The sequence below is a fragment of the Kribbella pratensis genome, from assembly GCF_004366075.1.
Lineage (GTDB): Bacteria > Actinomycetota > Actinomycetes > Propionibacteriales > Kribbellaceae > Kribbella > Kribbella pratensis.
In genome coordinates this window covers 340,671-356,582 of record NZ_SODU01000002.1, presented here as the reverse complement: position 1 = coordinate 356,582, position 15,912 = coordinate 340,671, and the positions used below count along the sequence as shown (strand labels likewise).

The 15,912-nt window shown below is 68.2% G+C and carries 21 protein-coding genes; 13 read left to right on the top strand and 8 right to left on the bottom strand.

Annotation, left to right across the window (positions count from 1 at the left end; genetic code table 11):
* Positions 1–20: 20 nt before the first annotated feature.
* The 3 genes from EV137_RS16725 to EV137_RS16715 are packed head-to-tail and all read right to left on the bottom strand — an operon-like array spanning position 21 to position 3,135.
* Positions 21–1,022 carry an alanine racemase gene (locus EV137_RS16725; protein WP_134129913.1) on the bottom strand — a complete coding sequence of 334 codons (1,002 nt, stop codon included), beginning with the start codon at positions 1,020–1,022 and terminating at the stop codon, positions 21–23.
* Positions 1,023–1,026: 4 nt separating this feature from the next.
* Positions 1,027–2,157 (bottom strand): lipid II:glycine glycyltransferase FemX, encoded by a 1,131-nt coding sequence (locus tag EV137_RS16720; RefSeq protein WP_133783982.1) that lies wholly within the window; start codon positions 2,155–2,157, stop codon positions 1,027–1,029.
* Between the two features lie 54 nt (positions 2,158–2,211).
* On the bottom strand, positions 2,212–3,135 hold the full coding sequence (locus EV137_RS16715; protein WP_202871020.1) for an SDR family NAD(P)-dependent oxidoreductase: 924 nt from the start codon (positions 3,133–3,135) through the stop codon (positions 2,212–2,214).
* Between the two features lie 121 nt (positions 3,136–3,256).
* Here EV137_RS16715 and EV137_RS16710 point away from each other — a divergent pair, with 121 nt between their 5' ends.
* Genes EV137_RS16710 through EV137_RS16700 form a run of 3 tightly spaced genes read left to right on the top strand, consistent with a single transcriptional unit; the run spans position 3,257 to position 5,782 of the window.
* Complete coding sequence (locus EV137_RS16710) at positions 3,257–3,820, top strand: TetR/AcrR family transcriptional regulator (protein WP_134129912.1); 564 nt, start codon at positions 3,257–3,259, stop codon at positions 3,818–3,820.
* The gene (locus EV137_RS16705; RefSeq protein ID WP_134129911.1) at positions 3,817–4,533 is read left to right on the top strand and encodes an SDR family NAD(P)-dependent oxidoreductase; all 717 of its coding nucleotides are present in this window, start codon (positions 3,817–3,819) and stop codon (positions 4,531–4,533) included. The genes EV137_RS16710 and EV137_RS16705 overlap by 4 nt, the downstream gene beginning before the upstream one ends.
* A 19-nt stretch (positions 4,534–4,552) precedes the next feature.
* Positions 4,553–5,782 (top strand): MFS transporter, encoded by a 1,230-nt coding sequence (locus EV137_RS16700; RefSeq protein ID WP_134129910.1) that lies wholly within the window; start codon positions 4,553–4,555, stop codon positions 5,780–5,782.
* Here EV137_RS16700 and EV137_RS16695 read toward each other — a convergent pair.
* Positions 5,751–6,281 (bottom strand): NUDIX hydrolase, encoded by a 531-nt coding sequence (locus EV137_RS16695; RefSeq protein ID WP_134011584.1) that lies wholly within the window; start codon positions 6,279–6,281, stop codon positions 5,751–5,753. The two genes, EV137_RS16700 and EV137_RS16695, sit on opposite strands and share 32 nt — an antisense overlap.
* Positions 6,282–6,309: 28 nt before the next feature.
* On the opposite strand from EV137_RS16695, the gene EV137_RS16690 reads away from it, so the two are divergent.
* Positions 6,310–6,837 carry a hypothetical protein gene (locus tag EV137_RS16690; protein ID WP_134129909.1) on the top strand — a complete coding sequence of 176 codons (528 nt, stop codon included), beginning with the start codon at positions 6,310–6,312 and terminating at the stop codon, positions 6,835–6,837.
* Here the strand turns inward: EV137_RS16690 and EV137_RS16685 are convergent.
* Both EV137_RS16685 and EV137_RS16680 read right to left on the bottom strand, forming a co-directional pair.
* Positions 6,830–7,633: a deoxyribonuclease IV gene (locus tag EV137_RS16685; RefSeq protein WP_133783994.1), complete on the bottom strand. Its 804-nt coding sequence runs from the start codon at positions 7,631–7,633 to the stop codon at positions 6,830–6,832. The genes EV137_RS16690 and EV137_RS16685 overlap by 8 nt on opposite strands.
* Positions 7,634–7,643: 10 nt before the next feature.
* A complete protein-coding gene (locus EV137_RS16680; protein WP_134011588.1) occupies positions 7,644–8,165 on the bottom strand; it encodes an Lrp/AsnC family transcriptional regulator in 522 nt (173 codons plus the stop codon).
* Between the two features lie 94 nt (positions 8,166–8,259).
* Here EV137_RS16680 and EV137_RS16675 point away from each other — a divergent pair, with 94 nt between their 5' ends.
* From EV137_RS16675 to rplI, 5 genes are all read left to right on the top strand, one after another.
* Positions 8,260–9,393: an MFS transporter gene (locus EV137_RS16675; RefSeq protein ID WP_134129908.1), complete on the top strand. Its 1,134-nt coding sequence runs from the start codon at positions 8,260–8,262 to the stop codon at positions 9,391–9,393.
* Positions 9,394–9,590: 197 nt separating this feature from the next.
* The gene (gene rpsF / locus EV137_RS16670) at positions 9,591–9,881 is read left to right on the top strand and encodes a 30S ribosomal protein S6 (protein WP_130386399.1); all 291 of its coding nucleotides are present in this window, start codon (positions 9,591–9,593) and stop codon (positions 9,879–9,881) included.
* Positions 9,882–9,945: 64 nt separating this feature from the next.
* Positions 9,946–10,548 carry a single-stranded DNA-binding protein gene (locus EV137_RS16665; RefSeq protein ID WP_134011592.1) on the top strand — a complete coding sequence of 201 codons (603 nt, stop codon included), beginning with the start codon at positions 9,946–9,948 and terminating at the stop codon, positions 10,546–10,548.
* A gap of 72 nt (positions 10,549–10,620) precedes the next feature.
* Entirely contained in the window at positions 10,621–10,854 is a 234-nt protein-coding gene (gene rpsR, locus EV137_RS16660; RefSeq protein WP_012924539.1) for a 30S ribosomal protein S18, read from the top strand.
* A gap of 14 nt (positions 10,855–10,868) precedes the next feature.
* Positions 10,869–11,315 (top strand): 50S ribosomal protein L9, encoded by a 447-nt coding sequence (rplI, locus tag EV137_RS16655; RefSeq protein WP_133784000.1) that lies wholly within the window; start codon positions 10,869–10,871, stop codon positions 11,313–11,315.
* A 73-nt stretch (positions 11,316–11,388) separates the two neighbouring features.
* On the opposite strand, the gene EV137_RS16650 is transcribed toward rplI, so the two are convergent.
* The gene (locus EV137_RS16650; protein ID WP_134011594.1) at positions 11,389–11,580 is read right to left on the bottom strand and encodes a hypothetical protein; all 192 of its coding nucleotides are present in this window, start codon (positions 11,578–11,580) and stop codon (positions 11,389–11,391) included.
* Positions 11,577–12,995: a hypothetical protein gene (locus EV137_RS16645; RefSeq protein WP_134129907.1), complete on the bottom strand. Its 1,419-nt coding sequence runs from the start codon at positions 12,993–12,995 to the stop codon at positions 11,577–11,579. Before EV137_RS16645 ends, EV137_RS16650 begins: the two co-directional genes overlap by 4 nt.
* Before the next feature lie 249 nt (positions 12,996–13,244).
* Between EV137_RS16645 and EV137_RS16640 the strand changes: the two genes are divergently transcribed.
* The 4 genes from EV137_RS16640 to EV137_RS16625 are packed head-to-tail and all read left to right on the top strand — an operon-like array spanning position 13,245 to position 15,911.
* Positions 13,245–13,865 (top strand): DUF6668 family protein, encoded by a 621-nt coding sequence (locus EV137_RS16640; protein ID WP_134011598.1) that lies wholly within the window; start codon positions 13,245–13,247, stop codon positions 13,863–13,865.
* A gap of 14 nt (positions 13,866–13,879) precedes the next feature.
* Positions 13,880–14,155 carry a TrbC/VirB2 family protein gene (locus tag EV137_RS16635; protein WP_133784005.1) on the top strand — a complete coding sequence of 92 codons (276 nt, stop codon included), beginning with the start codon at positions 13,880–13,882 and terminating at the stop codon, positions 14,153–14,155.
* 38 nt (positions 14,156–14,193) lie between these two features.
* Entirely contained in the window at positions 14,194–15,057 is an 864-nt protein-coding gene (locus tag EV137_RS16630; protein WP_134011600.1) for a PT domain-containing protein, read from the top strand.
* Entirely contained in the window at positions 15,054–15,911 is an 858-nt protein-coding gene (locus EV137_RS16625; RefSeq protein WP_133784009.1) for a TrbL/VirB6 family protein, read from the top strand. Before EV137_RS16630 ends, EV137_RS16625 begins: the two co-directional genes overlap by 4 nt.
* Position 15,912 lies beyond the last annotated feature (1 nt).

Here is a 15,912-nt window from a genome sequence, read left to right as displayed (position 1 = left end):
AACTTCAGGTGGACCTGAAGTCAATCCATCGACACCTTGTCGAAGGTCGTGGTGGTGTAGCGGACGTCGAGGTCGACCTCGTCGCCTACCGCGGGCGGGGCCACCGACGACGGAAGGAACAGCATGCTGGCCTGCATGTGCGGCGGCTCGGCGAACCAGCGCTGCTTGCCTTCGATGGTGAACGGTGACAGCGCCATGCCGGCCGCGTCGAGGCTGCCCTTGGCCATCGCGATCGCGCGTTGCCGGACGCTCGCCGCCGCGGTCGGTGCCTCCAGGCCGACGCCGTGCGCCGTACCGCCGGAGACGATCAGGATGTGCCCGTCGCCGCTGACCCGGCGCTGCCGGTAACCGACGCGCTCGCCGCGGCGCACCGAGTGCACGTCGAGGACGGTCGCCCGGACCGACAGCGCGCCGCGGTCGCCGAGCCACAGCCCGGTGCCCATCCGGAGCTTCACGTCCGGACCGATGTCGGCCAGCTTCTGCGCCGGTACGTGCGACACCCACAGCGGGCCCTTGCGGACGTCGAGCGCCGCCTTCGCCAGTTGCTGAGCCTCGCGGAGGTTGGCCGACGTACCGCCGGCGCCCATCGGGAAGTGCAGCGACCAGCCCTCGAACCGGATCCGGTCGAGCGCGTTCAGCAGCATCGTGTGCCGCAGCTCGCGGGCGCCGATGCCGTGCCGGCGCATCGAGGTCATCACCTCGATCAGCACCCGGCTGCCGGCCGGGATCGAGACCAGGTCGGCCAGCCGGCTGACCGTGTGAATCACGTTCTTGCTCTGCGGCACCTCGAGGAACGGCCGCCACGGCGACAGGACCATGACGTCCTCGCGTGGATCCGCGGGAACCTCGAAGTACGTGCCGACCGCGACCGTCCGGGCGCCGAGCGCGCGGGCTTCTGCGAACAGCCGGTGGTTGCCGAACCCGTACCCGTTGCCCTTGGCGACCGGGACGATGTCGGGGTTCCACGTGGAACGCAGGTGATCACGCCATCGATCGGAATCGACGTGCAGGACTAGGGGCATGGTGTCAACGCCGTCTCATGTAGAGGTCGAATGCGGTGTACAGCGCCTTGTTCAACGGCAGATCCCACTCACCGACGTACTCGACGGCCTCGCCGCCGGTCCCGGTCTTGAACTGGATCAGCCCGACATGCGGGTCGTTCGGGTCCAAGGTGTCGGTGATGCCCCGTAGGTCGTACACGGACGCACCCGCCGCGAGCGCGTCCGACATCATGCGCCACTGGATCGCGTTCGATCCGCGCACGTCTCGTTTGGCGGTCGAGCTGGCACCGTAGGAGTACCAGGAATGACCGCCGACCCGGACCCAGATCGTCGACGCGACCAGGTCGCCCTCGTGATGGGCGTTGTAGATCCGGAAGTCACAGCAATCGGCCGGCTGGTTGGCCATCGCGGCGTACATCTTCTCGAAGTACGGCAGCGGCCGCGGCGTGAAGTGGTCGCGCTCGGCGGTCTCGACGTACAGCTGATGGAACGCCTTGATGTCCTCGGTCCCGCCCTGCGTCACCTCGACGCCGGCCTTGTCGGCCTTCTTGATGTTGCGCCGCCAGAGCTGGTTCATGCCCTTGAGCAGGTCGTCCGGGGTGCGGCCGGCCAGCGGCACCTGGAAGACGTACTGCGGTTGCCCGGCCGCGAACCCTTCCGCGATCCGAGGCGCCTTCCACCCCAGCTTGCGGAGCTTCTCGGCGACGGTGGCGCCGGACGGCTCGATCACGTCCGGGCGGACGTCACCCAGGCGCGGCTGCTGACCGCCCGCGATCGCGTCCTTGATCGTCTGCGCGGTCCAGCGGCGGGTCGCCACCGGCGGACCCATCCGGATGCCGAACGCGCCGCGCTCCTGCAGATGCGCGGCCAGCGGGCGAAGGTAGCTGCCGAGATCGATTGCGTCCCAGTCGATCACCGGGCCTTCCGGCAGGTAGGCCAGGTACCGCTTCACCTTCGGCATCTGCCGGTACAGCACCAGGCCGACGCCGACGAGGTTGCCGGGGTTTCCCGATTCGTACCAGCCGAGTGACTCCGCCTTCCACTCGCTCTTCACCGCAGCCCAGCCCGGGGTCTGCAGGAAGCTCGCCGACGGCTGCGCCGCGATGTAGGCGGCGTGCTCGTCCGCGGAGATGGTCCGAATGCTCAAGTCACTCACGGTGGGTCAGGTTACCGGCCCAGCCACGTGATCCGTAGCTGAGCCGGTTTCTGATCAAACCTGTGCGAGCAGCTTCTCCGACAGGTCCCACAACCGAGTGGCCGACTCCGGATCGAGCGCGTACTCCGCGACGCCGTGCATCGGATCGCCTTCCGTCAACGGCAGTGCCTCGTTGTTGTCCTCGAAATAGCGGCCGGTGACGCCGTCGACGAGCGGCGAGGCGGCCAGCAGGACCGACGTCGACGCGCCCTGCTCGACGGTCTTCCACAAGAAGCGGTCCCACTCCTTCTGCACGTCCTCAGACACGTGCCGCTGCAACGCGGTCCGGATCCCGCCCGGCATCAAGGCGTTGGCGACGATGCCGTCACTCGCCCAGCGCTTGGCCGCCTCGACGGCGAACAGGATGTTGGCCGTCTTGGACTGCCCGTACGACGCCCACTCGTCGTACGGCCTGTTCTCGAAGTGGATGTCCTCGAACACGACGTCCGAGGAGTGATGCGCGCTGGAGCTGACGGACACGATCCTCGCGGAGCCGGCCTCCGCGAGCGCGCTGTGCAGGCCGAGCGCGAGGCCGAAGTGGCCGAGGTGGTTGGTCGCGAACTGGTGCTCCCAGCCTTCCGGCGTCCGGTTCAGCGGCTCGGCCATCACGCCGGCGTTGTTCACCAGGATGTGCAACGGGCCGGCCCAGGTGGCGGCGAAGGCGCGCACCGAGGCGCGGTCGGCGAGTTCGATCGGCGCGACGAAGACGTGGTTGTTGCCGGTGCTCTCGATGATCTGGGCGGCGACGCGTTCGCCGGCCGCGGTGTTCCGGACGGCGAGGGTGACCTCGGCGCCGGCCGTGGCCAGGGCACGAGCGGTCTCGACGCCGATGCCGGACGCGCCGCCGGTGACGACGGCCCGGCGACCTGTCAGGTCGACGCCGGCGATGACCTCGGCCGCGGTGGAGTCATGCGTGAAAGGAGTGGTGATCCTGCTCATCAGGTCATTCCTGTTCTACGAGCTACGCTTTAACCGGAGGAGCCTCCGGTAAATCCAGTTAAGCGGAGGTGCCTCCGGTTATCAAGTCCGCTAGGTTGTGAGGCCACGGAGGGAGGGGGAGATGGGTACCAGGGAGCGCCCGTTGCGTGCGGACGCCCAGCGCAATCGGGACCAGATCGTCGCCGCTGCGGGGCGCGCGTTCTCGAAGTGCGGGCTGGAGGCGACGCTGGAAGGGATCGCGAAGGACGCCGGGGTCGGCATCGGCACCCTCTACCGGCACTTCCCGACCCGCGAGCTGCTGATCGAGGCGGCGTACCGGAATGAGCTCGCCGCGGTCTGCGACGCATCCGTGGAACTGCTGAAGCAGCTGCCACCGGACCAAGCGCTGCGGGCGTGGATGGACCGATTCATCGACTACATGGCGCGCAAACGCGGCATGGCCGACGCGCTGCGAGCAGTCTTCGCTTCCGGCGCGAACCCGTACGCACAGAGTCTCGAGCTCCTCGTCGGTGCAGTGCAGCCGCTACTCGACGCGGGCGCTGCGGCGGGTCAGATCCGGTCGGACATCTCGGCCGGGGACCTGCTGGTCAGCATCGGTGGCGTCGGCGGTGCCGCGGCCGACGACCGTGACCAAGCGGGCCGCTTGCTCGACCTGCTGATGGACGGCCTCCGGTACCGCGCATGAAGGTTGCCTTGGTGACCGGATCCGCGTCAGGCATCGGAGCCGCGACCGTACGGCGGTTGGCCGCGGACGGGATGACCGTCGCGGTGCACTCGCGATCCAGCCGGTCCACCGGAGAAGCCTTGGCCGCGGAGTTGGGCGGGTCGTACCACCAGGCAGATCTGTCCGACGACGCTGCTGCTCAGGCGCTGGTGCCTGAGGTGCTGGCCGAGCACGGGCGCCTCGACGTACTCGTGAACAACGCGGGCATCAGCTGGCCGGTCCCGCACGCGGACCTCGACGGGCTGACCGCATCCGACTGGCGACAGCTGCTCGACGTCAACCTGATCGCACCCTGGCTGCTGTGTACGGCGGCGCTCCCGACGCTCCGCGAGTACGGCGGATGCATCGTCAACGTGACGAGCCACGCGGGCGTCCGCCCCAAGGGCAGTTCGATCGCGTACGCCGCCTCGAAGGCCGCGCTCAATCACGTGACGAAACTGCTGGCTGCCGCGCTCGGACCCGACGTACGGGTCAACGCGGTCGCACCCGGACTCGTCGACACGCCGCTCACCGAGTCGTGGACCGAGGCCCAGGAGCTGTGGAAAACCTCGAGCCCGATGCGTCGCGCCGCCCGGCCCGCGGATGTCGCCGACCTGATCTCGGCAGTTGTCCACAACGCTTACCTGACTGGTGAAGTGATCATGTTCGACGGCGGCATGAATTTGTGTCGGTGACGGCTTCTACGATCGCGGGATGTCTTTGGGTCGGGACTTCCGTCGGTTGTGGGTCGCGTTCACAGTCAGTGCCCTCGGATCGGCGGTAGGGCTCGGCGCGCTGCCGTTGGTCGCCGTACTCGCCCTGGACTCCAGCACCTTCCAGGTCTCGATGCTCGCCGCGTTGTCGGCGGTGGCCGGCGCCGCACTCGCGTTGCCGATGGGCGACTTCATCGAGCAGCGGCGAAAGCGACCGGTGATGATCGCGTCCGATCTCGTGCGGTTCGCGGCCCTGGTCTCGGTGCCGGTGTCCGCGGCGTTCGGCGTACTGACTTATGCACACCTGTGTGTCGCGGGTGTGCTTCAAGCGGCCGGGACGATCGCGTTCCAGTCGGCGAGCGGCGCGCATCTGAAGGCGCTCGTGCCGGCCGAGGGACGGGCGGAGGCGAACAGCCGGTTCGAGCAGACGAACTGGGTCTCGCTGAGCATCGGTCCGGCGGTCGGGGGTGTGCTGGTCAGTTTGGTCGGTGCGACCGTCACGCTGGCGGTCGATGCGGTCTCGTTCCTCGGTTCGGCGCTCGGTATCCGACGGATCCAGCAGCCTGAGCCGGAGCCGATGAAGCGGGAGGGCAAGCGCGACATCACGGCAGGGTGGCGGTACATCCTGCGCCACCGCGGGCTGCGCATCCTGTTCTGGAACTCGCAGTTGTTCGGCGGACCGGTGATGATGACCTCGCCCTTGCTGACGGTCTTCATGTTGCGCGACCTCGGGCTGTCCGCGTGGAGCTACGGCGTCATGCTCGGTGTCTCCTGCATCGGCGGGGTCATCGGCGCGCGGATGGCGCCGCGGCTCACCCGGCGATACGGGCTGCAGTGGATGCTGCTGGTGTTCGGCGTACTGCGGGCGCCGTGGCTGCTCCTCTTCCCGCTGGCGCCGCACGGGTGGGGCGGGTTCGTGCTGCTCACTGTGGCGGAGACGGCGCTGCTGGTGGGAGCCGGCGCGTTCAACCCGTCGTTCGCGACGTACCGCATGGAGGTGACCGAGGACGGGTTCATGGCCCGGGTCGTGGGGTCGTGGTCGATCAGCTCGCGGTGCGTGCAGCCTGCGTTCATGGCGCTCGGCGGCGTGCTCGCGACGGTGGTCGGGATGCGCGGTGCCCTGTGGGTCGCGGGCATCTGCTGCACGCTGAGCGCCGTACTGCTGCCTTGGCGCGCAGGGCGGAGCCGTCAGGCACCGCCTAAACCAGCTGCATTGCCTGAGCCAGCCTGACGATGGAGCCCACCTCTTCGGGCTGCCCGTCCAGGTACGCGGCCGCTTCGTGCGGCGGCAGCACCAGAACGTCGGTGACCTGTTCGCCGTCCTCGGGGTTCGTCGGCTCCTGCTCGATGACGACGTCCGCGACGTAGTTCGCCCAGTACGAGACCGGGTGCGGGAGGTGCGGACGGTACGGTCCGGGGCGACGGTGATCAGCTCGATGGGCGCCCAGCCAGGTGAGCGGACCGGTCAGCCGTGCGCCGGCCTCCTCGAGCAGCTCGCGGTGGACGAGCTCCTCGATCGTCTCGCCCGGTTCGCGGGTCCCGCCGGGCAGGAAGCGCCAGCCCAGATCGTTGGTGCAGACAACGATTCCGCCGGTGGTGCGGCCGACGACGTGGACGTTGCTGATCAGCTCGTCCGGCGGCTGCTCGACGGTGTACCGGACGTCGAGGTCGCCCCATTCCCAGTAGCCCGGTGCGAACAGGTCGGGGAACCGCTCCGCCCAGGTCTGCATAACCTCATTCTGCGCTACCGTCGCTGCCATGGTGCAGCCAGACCCTGACCCCAAGCCCACCGCGGCCGCCGACTCCGAGCCGGTCGCCGAGGAGGCTGTGGACGAGAAGGCTGTGGACGGTAAGGCTGTGGACGAGCAGGCCGTGGACGAGGAGGAGGCCGAGCCGAAGCCGGATCCCGAGAAGGCCCGGAGCACGGTCGACCGCCTGATGTGGACCAGCGCCTGGCTGACCGTCATGGTCGGTGTGTTCCTGCTGTCCGGCATGCTCCAGGCCGAGGGCGGTTACAACGTTCTCGGCTGGCTCGGCGCGGTAGTGGCGATCCTGGGGCTGCTCGCCCTCATCGCCGCGTACGCCGCCTGCGCGCTGAACCGCATCACGCTGCGAACCAAGGTCCTCGGCTCCGCCGACCTGTTCCAGGCCAGCACCCTCGTCGTCGCGATCGTCGTCATCTGCGGCCTGCTCGTGCCGTCCAACAACACCGCCGCGCTCGCGATCCTGCTCCCGTGGGCCGTGACCTACTGGCTGCACGGCCTGACGAAGGGCTCGACTACGTGAGGTGCGCCCGCAGGTAGTCGAGGTCGGCCTTCTGGCCGTTGTCGGCGTTCGGGGTCTCGACGACGACCGGGGCGCCGGCGGCCTGCACGACCGCGACGATGTCGGCCGGGTCGATGTGCCCGTCCTCGAAGTTGCTGTGCCGGTCCGCTCCGGAGCCGAACTCGTCCCGGGAGCCGTTCGCATGCACCAGGTCGATCCGCCCGGTGATCGCCAGCACCCGCTCGACGATCGACGGCAGCTCCTCGCCGGCCGCGTGGAAGTGGCACGTGTCCAGGCAGAACCCGACGTTCTCCAGCCGGTCGTTGCCCGACGCCTGCACCGCCTCCCAGAGCCGCGCGATCCGGTCCAGCTGCCGGGCCATCGCGTTCTCACCGCCGGCCGTGTTCTCGATCAGCAGCGGCACCGGCAGCTCGGCGCGCTCGATGCACTTGCGCCAGTTGTCGAACCCGGCCTCCGGATCGTCCTCGTCGCCGACGTGCCCACCGTGCACGATCACGCCCTTGACGTCGATCTCAGCCGCCTTGTCCAGCGTCTGCTGCAACAGCTTGCGGCTCGGGATCCGGATCCGGTTGTTCGTGTTCGCCACGTTCAGCCGGTACGGCGCATGCACGTAGAGGTCGACGCCCGCGGCGGCGGCCCGCTCCTTCAGCGCCTCCTCGCCGTCCGCGTACGCGAGCTTGGGCGCCTTGTAGTCCTGCGGATTCCCCAGGAAGAACTGCACCAGGTCGGCCCCCCGATCGGCCGCCTCGGCCAACGGGTCCTCCTGGTCCACGTGCGCACCAAGCTTCACAGTCATACCCACCACCCTAGAACTGTCCACCGACACTTCCGGAGCCCCATCCGGCCGAGCGGCTGACCTTGCGTTCCTCGGGGGTGGGCGGCTGGACGGGGCGGCCCTCGAATTCTGTGGACAGGACGATGTGGGTGTTCATCTCGCCGTGTTCGCCGAGGCGTTCGAAGAGGCCTTCGAGGTGGCGCATCGAGGTGACGCGGACGCGCAGCATCGAGCAGGAGTTGCCGCTCAGCTTGTGGATCTCCAGGACCTCGGGGAAGTCCTCGGCGCGGGTTGTCTTGAGCAGGCAGCGGCCCGTCGTGCAGCGCATCTGGACGAACGCGGACAGCGGCTGGCCCGCCTTGGCCGGGTCCACCTCGGCGCGGTAGCCGGTGATCACACCGGCCTCCTCCAGGCGCCGTACCCGGTCCGCCACCGCGGGCGGCGAGAGGTTGACCCGCTTGCCGAGCTGGTTGAACGACAGCCGGCCGTCGGACTGCAGCGCGGTCAGGATCTGCCAGTCGGTGGAGTCCATTTCCCGCTCCTGAAAGGTCATGTCGCCAGAACACCTTTCATCTCGGTCGTCCGCAAGACCGAATGCTTTACATCATGTATTCAGCCAGAACGGGCACCTTTCTAACGTGTTGGCCATGCTTGTTCCTGTGGTTCTCGCTGCCGCGCTGATGAACGCGGCGATGGTCGCCGCGAGCGCGGTCAGCACCATCCTGACCGCCGACGAACTCGGCTCCAGCCTGGCCGGCGTCCCGAACACAGCCGGCGTACTGGGCACCGCGGCAGGCGCTATCGCCGTCGGCCGGTGGAGCACGCGGCTCGGACGCGCGCACGCCCTCCGGCTCGGGTACGGCGTGGGCGTCGCCGGGGGAGCGTTGACGGTTGTCGCCGCGGTGGGCGCGCCGGTCGTACTGCTCTTCGCCGGAATGTTCCTGCTCGGCGCCGGGAACGCCGCCAGCCTCTTGTCCAGGTACGCCGCCGGCGAGGCAGTGCCCGACTCCCGGCGGGCGTCTGCGATGAGCGCCGTCGTGTGGGCGAGCACGGCCGGCGCCGCGGGCGGGCCGTTCCTGCTGGCGCCGTCCCAGTCCTTCGCGGCGGCGTTCGGACTGCCCCAGGTCGCCGGGCCGTTCCTGCTCGCGGTGGCAGCTGTCTTCGGCGCGCTGGTCGCCTCGACGTACATCCGGACCGTCCACGTCGCCGAGCAGCCGGCACAGACCCGGCTCGACCGTCCGGCAGAGTCCCGCCGTACGTCGGTTCTCCTCGCCGCCGGCGTGATGATCGCCGGGCACCTGGTGATGGTCGCGCTCATGTCGGCGGTCCCGGTGCACACTCATCACCATGGCGACGGACTCGGACTTCTGGGCCTGATGCTGTCCGCGCACACGCTCGGAATGTTCGCGCTGTCGCCGCTGACCGGCTGGTGGATCGACCGCACCGGTCCGCAACCGGTGATGGTCGCCGGTCTGCTGCTCCTGATCGGGTCGGCCGTCCTGACCACGCAGTCCGGGGCGGCCTTCACGCCGGCGCTCTTCCTGCTCGGCTACGCGTGGAACCTGTGCTACCTGGGCGGCAGTGCGCGGCTGCTCGGCACGCCGTTCGAGAGCAAGGTCGAGTCGTCCATCTGGGCGATCTCGGCGCTGGCGGCCGCCAGTTCACCCTGGCTCTACACGCTCGGCGGATATCCGCTGTTGACGGTGATCTCGGTGGTCCTCGCCGTACCGCTGCTGCTGCTCGTGCTCCGGCGTACCGCTCCGCGGATCGCCCGGTCGTGACGCAGAGTCACCGGAACAGGCCTGTGGATATGGTCGGTCGGCAGTCCGAACGCTGGTATTCTCTCTGATGTGGCCCGGTCCATCGACCGGGCTCGTTGCTTGGCGTCGGCGGCAAGTGCCGGCGCGGAGCAGACCGCATCGCCCTCCTGCCACGGAGAGACCGTGGCCGCCAAGTCCGAAGGAGGTGGAGTTCGCGCATGCGTCGTTATGAAGTCATGGTGATCCTCGACCCGGAGCTCGATGAGCGCACCGTGGAGCCGTCCATCGACCAGTACCTGAACATCGTCCGCAAGGAAGGTGGCACGGTCGAGAAGCTCGACATCTGGGGTCGTCGCAAGCTCGCTTATGACGTGAAGAAGAAGTCCGAAGGCATCTATGCCGTCGTCGACCTGACCGCCGAGCCGGCGGTGGTGAAGGAACTCGACCGTCAGCTCACGCTGAACGAGTCGATCCTGCGCACCAAGGTCATCCGGCCGGACCAGCACTGAACCTCGGGCGTCAGGTGGTCTGGCGTCACACCACCCATCGTCTGCAGTACAGGAGGAAGTTGTCATGGCCGGTGAACCACCCATCACTCTGATCGGAAACCTGACAGGTGATCCGGAGCTGCGGTTCACGCCGTCCGGGGCCGCGGTCGCGAACTTCACGATCGCCTCTACTCCGCGGACGCTGGACCGGCAGACCAACGAGTGGAAAGACGGCGAGACCCTCTTCATCTCGTGTGCCGTGTGGCGGCAGGTCGCCGAGAACGTCGCCGAGTCGCTGACCCGCGGTTCCCGGGTCGTCGTGCACGGGCGCCTGAAGGCGCGCAGCTACGACGATCGCGACGGGAACAAGCGCACCGTGTTCGAGTGTGATGTCGAAGAGATCGGCGCCAGCATGCGGTACGCGACGCTGAAGATCTCGAAGACGTCACGTTCCGACGGTGGCGGTTTCGGTGGCGGCGGCAACCAGGGTGGCGGCGGCTACCAAGGTGGCGGCAACCAGGGCGGTGGCTACCAAGGTGGCCAGGGCGGTGGCCAGGGCGGCGCCCCGCAGAACGACCCCTGGGCGACCCCGCAAGGTGCAGGACAAGGCGGTGGCGGCCAGTCCGCCCCGCAGAACGACCCCTGGGCCAGCCAGGGCGGCGGCTCGATGGAGGAGCCCCCGTTCTGATCGGCCCGCAATCCCGTTAGTGACCATTCCGGCATCCGTGCCGGGCTCTGGAAGTAGGAAGAGAGCACCACAATGGCCAAGATCATTCGGAAGCCGAAGAAGAAGGTCTGCGGCTTCTGCAAGGACAAGGCGACGTACGTCGATTACAAGGACACCGCGCTGCTGCGCAAGTTCATCTCGGACCGCGGCAAGATCCGCGCCCGCCGGGTGACCGGGAACTGCGTGCAGCACCAGCGCGATGTCGCGACCGCTATCAAGAACGCTCGTGAGGTGGCCCTGCTGCCGTACACGAGCACCGCTCGCTGAGGGAGGCGCGGACCATGAAGCTCATCCTGTCTCAGGAGGTCGAGGGCCTCGGGGCTCCCGGCGACATCGTCGAGGTGAAGGACGGCTACGGCCGTAACTACCTGGTCCCGCGCGGCCTGGCCATCGGCTGGACCCGCGGCGCCGAGAAGCAGATCCAGTCGATCAAGCGGGCGCGCGACGCCCGGGCGATCCAGGGCAAGGAGCACGCGAGCGAGGTCAAGAACCAGCTCGAGCAGCTCTCCGTCACCCTGGCCGTCAAGGCCGGCGACACCGGCCGGCTGTTCGGCTCGGTCACCCCGGCCGACATCGCCACGGCGATCAAGTCAGCCGGCGGCCCGCTGGTCGAGAAGCGCGCGATCGCGATCGCGTCGCCGATCAAGACCACCGGCAAGCACCAGGTTGCCGTCCAGCTGCACCCGGAGGTGGCCGCCACGGTCCGCCTCGAGGTCGCGGCCGGCTGATCTCTGCCTGACGTTCAAGGCCCGCGTTCCCCCGGTCGGGGGGACGCGGGCCTTGTCGTTGCCGGTATCGGCGTCAGGGCTTCGCGGGAGTCGGCCAGTCGACGGGCTGGGGCTCGACCACCGGTCCGTTGGACGGCTTGACCTTGGGCCAGTCGACCGGCTCCGGCTCGATGGTGTCCGCGAGCGCCTGGGAAGGCGCCAGCAGGATGCCGACGGCAACCAGTGCGGACGTGACCCGCGCCGCGCGGCGCATTCGACGGTTCATTTCGCCGGATCCAATGCGTAGAGAACGGAGTTGTACACGATGACCGCGCGTTTGCCGACGACACCCCACGGCCGCGTGGTCCCCTCGTTCATCGGGTAGGTGTTCCAGTTCGGCGAGACGGCGTACGGCTTGCTGCTGATCGTGCCGTAGAGCATCGATCCGCTGACCGACAAGGGCTGGAAGCCCGGGAGCCGCCTGGTGTTGTTCTTGGTCAGCGTGAGGTTGACGAGGCACTCACCCCAGGCAGCGAACTTGCGGTTCGGGTCGGGGACCCAGTCCCAGCCGTCGGTGTCGCCGTTGCGTACCGTTCCGCAGCTCGCGACCACCTTGCCGCTCGCGGTCGAGTGCACCGCCGGGATCGACTCCTCCGCCGGGTTCTTGGCATTGGTCCACAGCGCCTGGACGTAGTCCGGGCTCGCCGAGACCACCTGGATGAGCTGGCCCGCGCCACCTGGCGGCTGCAGATTCACGGTGACGATCTTCTTGCCCGGCTGCGTCCAGTAGAGCGGACCGAGGTACTGCGCCATCAGCGTGCGATCGCCTTCGGCGAGCAGGATCGTGGAGCTGCGCGGCTGATCCGGGACCGTCTTGAGTTCGCCGCCCGAGATCACCATCGCCCCGGACTCGTCGCCGAGCAGGACCAGCGGCGACTTGCCGAAGAACTGCACCTTGGCGCTGTCCGGCAACTCGATCGTCTTCGCCTCGGCGCCGCCGCCCGCCCAGTAGTACAAGGTGCTCGGCGTCGCGATTGCCAGCACCTGCTTCCCGTCGATGGTCGTGTAGACCGGGTTCTCGGCGTCTTTGGGCACCTTGTCCTGCCACAGCACCTTGCCGTTGGCATCGAACACGGCGACCTTCCCGTCGGTCGTCAGGATGGCGACCTCGGTGCCGTCCGGCTTGAGCGCCGGCGTGCTGTCCTCGGCGAGGTCGACCGTCCAGCCCGCGTGCGTCGAGTAGCCCTTCGGCTGCGTCCTGGGCGGGAACTCGTCAGGGCGCACGTTCGGGGCGGGGAGCTCGGGCAGCTTGGGCGACTCGGTCACCTGCGGCTTGCTTTCGCCGAGCTTGCTGAAGACGGTGATGTACAGCGTCGTACCGGCGATCAGGACGACGGCCACGGCCATCGCGAGCACGATCGGCCAGATCGGCTTCTTTCCCTTGCGGGGGTCGGTGTCGATCGCCTCCACCTGCCCGTCCGGGTGGATGACCAACGGCCAGGAAGCGCCGTCGGCCTCGACCGCGGTCGCCTTCACCGCACGGCCCAGCTGCGCGGCCTGCTCGCTGACGAGCTGGATCGCAGCCTGCCGCGGATCGTGGTGGTTGACCGGGTGACTACGCCCGGCGATCTTCACCTCGGCGTTGTGGTCGTCGTACAGCCGGATCGTGACCTTGGGCCAGGAAGGGATCTTCTCAGCCACGATGTCCTCTCATTCCCGCCACAGGTCTCCCTCGATCATCGGCTTCCGGCGTCCTCGTTCTAGCATGTCCCCCGCATGAGGGCATACCGGGGATTCCGGGCATGCAGAAACCACGCGGGCCTGTCGGCTCGACTGACCCCGACAAGGGGGTAGAAACATCCTCGCCTGTGGATGGGTCACGCAAGTACACCCGGAAAGCGAGAGAATACGGTGGGCAACAGCCTGTGACGGACCGCGAGAGGAGGGGCCATGACGCAGAACCCGTGGACACGGGAGCAGTCTCCGGGGCCGCAGCCGCCGTCGCCGGGCCCCGGACCTCAGCCGGACATCACTCCGCGGGGGCCGTCGGCGCCCCAGCACGGGGTGCCGGCGCCCGCGGAGGATCAGCGCCTGCCCAAGTTCGCGATTCCGGCCGCCGACACCCTGTGGTGGGTCGGCGTCCACGGCGGCTCCGGCGAGACCACGATGTCGGTCCTGCTGCCGGGGACCCGGGCGTCCAACCACCGTTGGCCGATCCCGCCGCCGCCGGTGCCGACGCCGGTGATCCTGGTTGCCCGGACGCACGGGTCCGGTCTGCGCGCCGCGCAGCGAGCCGCGATCGAGTGGGCCTCGGGTGTCGTCCAGGGTGTCGCCGTGCTCGGCCTGGTGCTGATCGCGGACGCTCCTGGCCGGCTGCCCCGCGTGCTCGACGACTTCGCCGACATCGTCGGCGGAGGTGTTCCGAGGGTCTGGGACATTCCGTGGATCGAGGAGTGGCGCAGAGGGGAGGCTCCGACGCCTGACAACACGCCAGACGAGGTTTTCGAAGTACTCGAATCCATTTACGCACTTCGCGCGTCAAACCCAGCGGACTACCCCGCCCCGTACTGAAAGGCACCAAGACAATGATGTTGCTTCACCACCTGGTTACCGAGCTTCCGAACTCGCTGCCCCTGGAGGCGCCGCCTGTAGAGGTGACGAAGGGCCTGAACAAGGTTCTCGACTGGGTCAAGTGGATCGCGTACCTGGTCTGTGCACTCGGCATCATCATCGCCGGCGGCATGATGGCCATCGGTCAGCGTCGCGGCGAGGGTGGCGAGCACGCCGCCCGGCTCGGCTGGGTCCTCGCGGCCTGCATCGTCATCGGTGCGGCGACCGCCCTCGTCGACGCCCTGAAGTGATCCGGGCGCGCGGAGAGCTGGTCGGAGGCTGATCGTAGGTGGGACTGTTCAGCAAGGACCCGGACTCCGACGACGATTCCGACGGCGAGAAGAGCACGTTCTTCGAGGAGCGTGGCTTCATCGCGTCGGCGATCGTCGTCGGAGCGGTGCTGATCTGCCTGGTCGTCTGGTTCATGCTGGGGAGCCGCTCGGACAATCCGACGGCCAACCCCAGCCAGACGCCGAGCACGGTCGTTCCTACCGGACAGCCCACCGAAGAAGAGACGAACCAGCCGCCCGCGTCGCCGACCGCGCTACCGACCGGCACGGTGCCCACGCCGCCACCGGCCAACAGCCGCGACGGCGGCTGTCACAACAAGAACCCGAACCAGGCGATCCCCAGGCTCGCCGCCCCGGTCGCGGTCTCGTGGCAGTTCGAGGGAAAGATGCTGATTCCCATCCAGGCCGCGAACGGTCCCGCGACCACCAGCCCCAACGGTGTGCGCTCCTGCTTCTCGCACTCGCCGACGGGTGCGGTGCTCGCCGCCATGGTCGCGCTCGGCCAGCTCCAGAACCCGGAGGTCGGCGTTGCCACACTACGGAGCCGGGTGTACCCCGGCCCGGGCCGGGACGCCGCCATCGCCGAGGCCAGGAAGGCGACCACGACGCCGTCGGCCATGACGGGCGGGCTCCAGTTCGCCGCCTTCAAGGTGCTCGACTACCCGACGAACGCGACCCGGGCGATCATCCAGATCGTCGCCGACCTGAACGGCAAGGCGTACGGCGCGATGCCGATCACCATGCGGTGGTACCGCGGTGACTGGTACGTCGAACTGCAGGACGACGGCAGCTTCAACGGCTCGCTCGAGCCGGACATCCTGTCCAGTCTCAGCGGCTACGTCCGGTTCAGTGGTGCGGCATGATCGCTCTCGGCTGTTCGGGGTGGCCCTGGGACTGGGACGACTGCTTCGAGGAAGGCCTGAAGACCGCGCTCGAGTGGGCCTTCGGCAAGGTCTTCGACTTCATCTTCGACGCGATCGCCAAGGTCGTCATCGACGCGGTCGACGCGGTCATGAAGGCCATCGGTCTGCTCTGGGTCTACATCCCGACCCCGAACATCGCGGAGAACACCCCGGCGCTGTGGATCCAGGGACACATCCAATTCATCACGCTGTTCATCGCCGCGCTCGCGGTCATCGTCGGTGCGGTCCAGATGGCGATCTCGCACCGGGGTGAGCCGGCCCGCGACATCCTCAAATCGTTGATCACCCTGGTCGTGGTGACGGGTTCCGCGGCGGTTTTCGCGAGCACGCTGATCTCGGCTGCCGACGGCTTCTCGTCCTGGATCGTCAACGCGGCGCTGAAGAAGGACGACCAGAACTACGCGAAGAACCTGCTCGACACGCTGGACGAACCGTTCGGCTGGTTACTGGTGATCCTCGTCGGGATCCTGATGGTGATCGCCGCTGTCATCCAGCTGGCGCTCATGATCGTCCGTTACGGCATGCTCGTGCTGCTGGTCGGGATGCTTCCGCTGACCGCGGCCGCGACGAACACCGAAATGGGGATGATGTGGTTCAAGCGCGCACTCGCCTGGCTGGCGTCGTTCATCATCTACAAACCCGTCGCGGCGATCATCTATGCCACCGCGATCGGTCTGATGGGTTCGGAAGGCACTGGACACATCCTCAAGATCATCATGGGCGTCACGCTGATGCTGGTGGCCATCGTCGCGCTGCCGGCCATCCTTCGCTTCGTCTCGCCAAGGACGTCCTGAC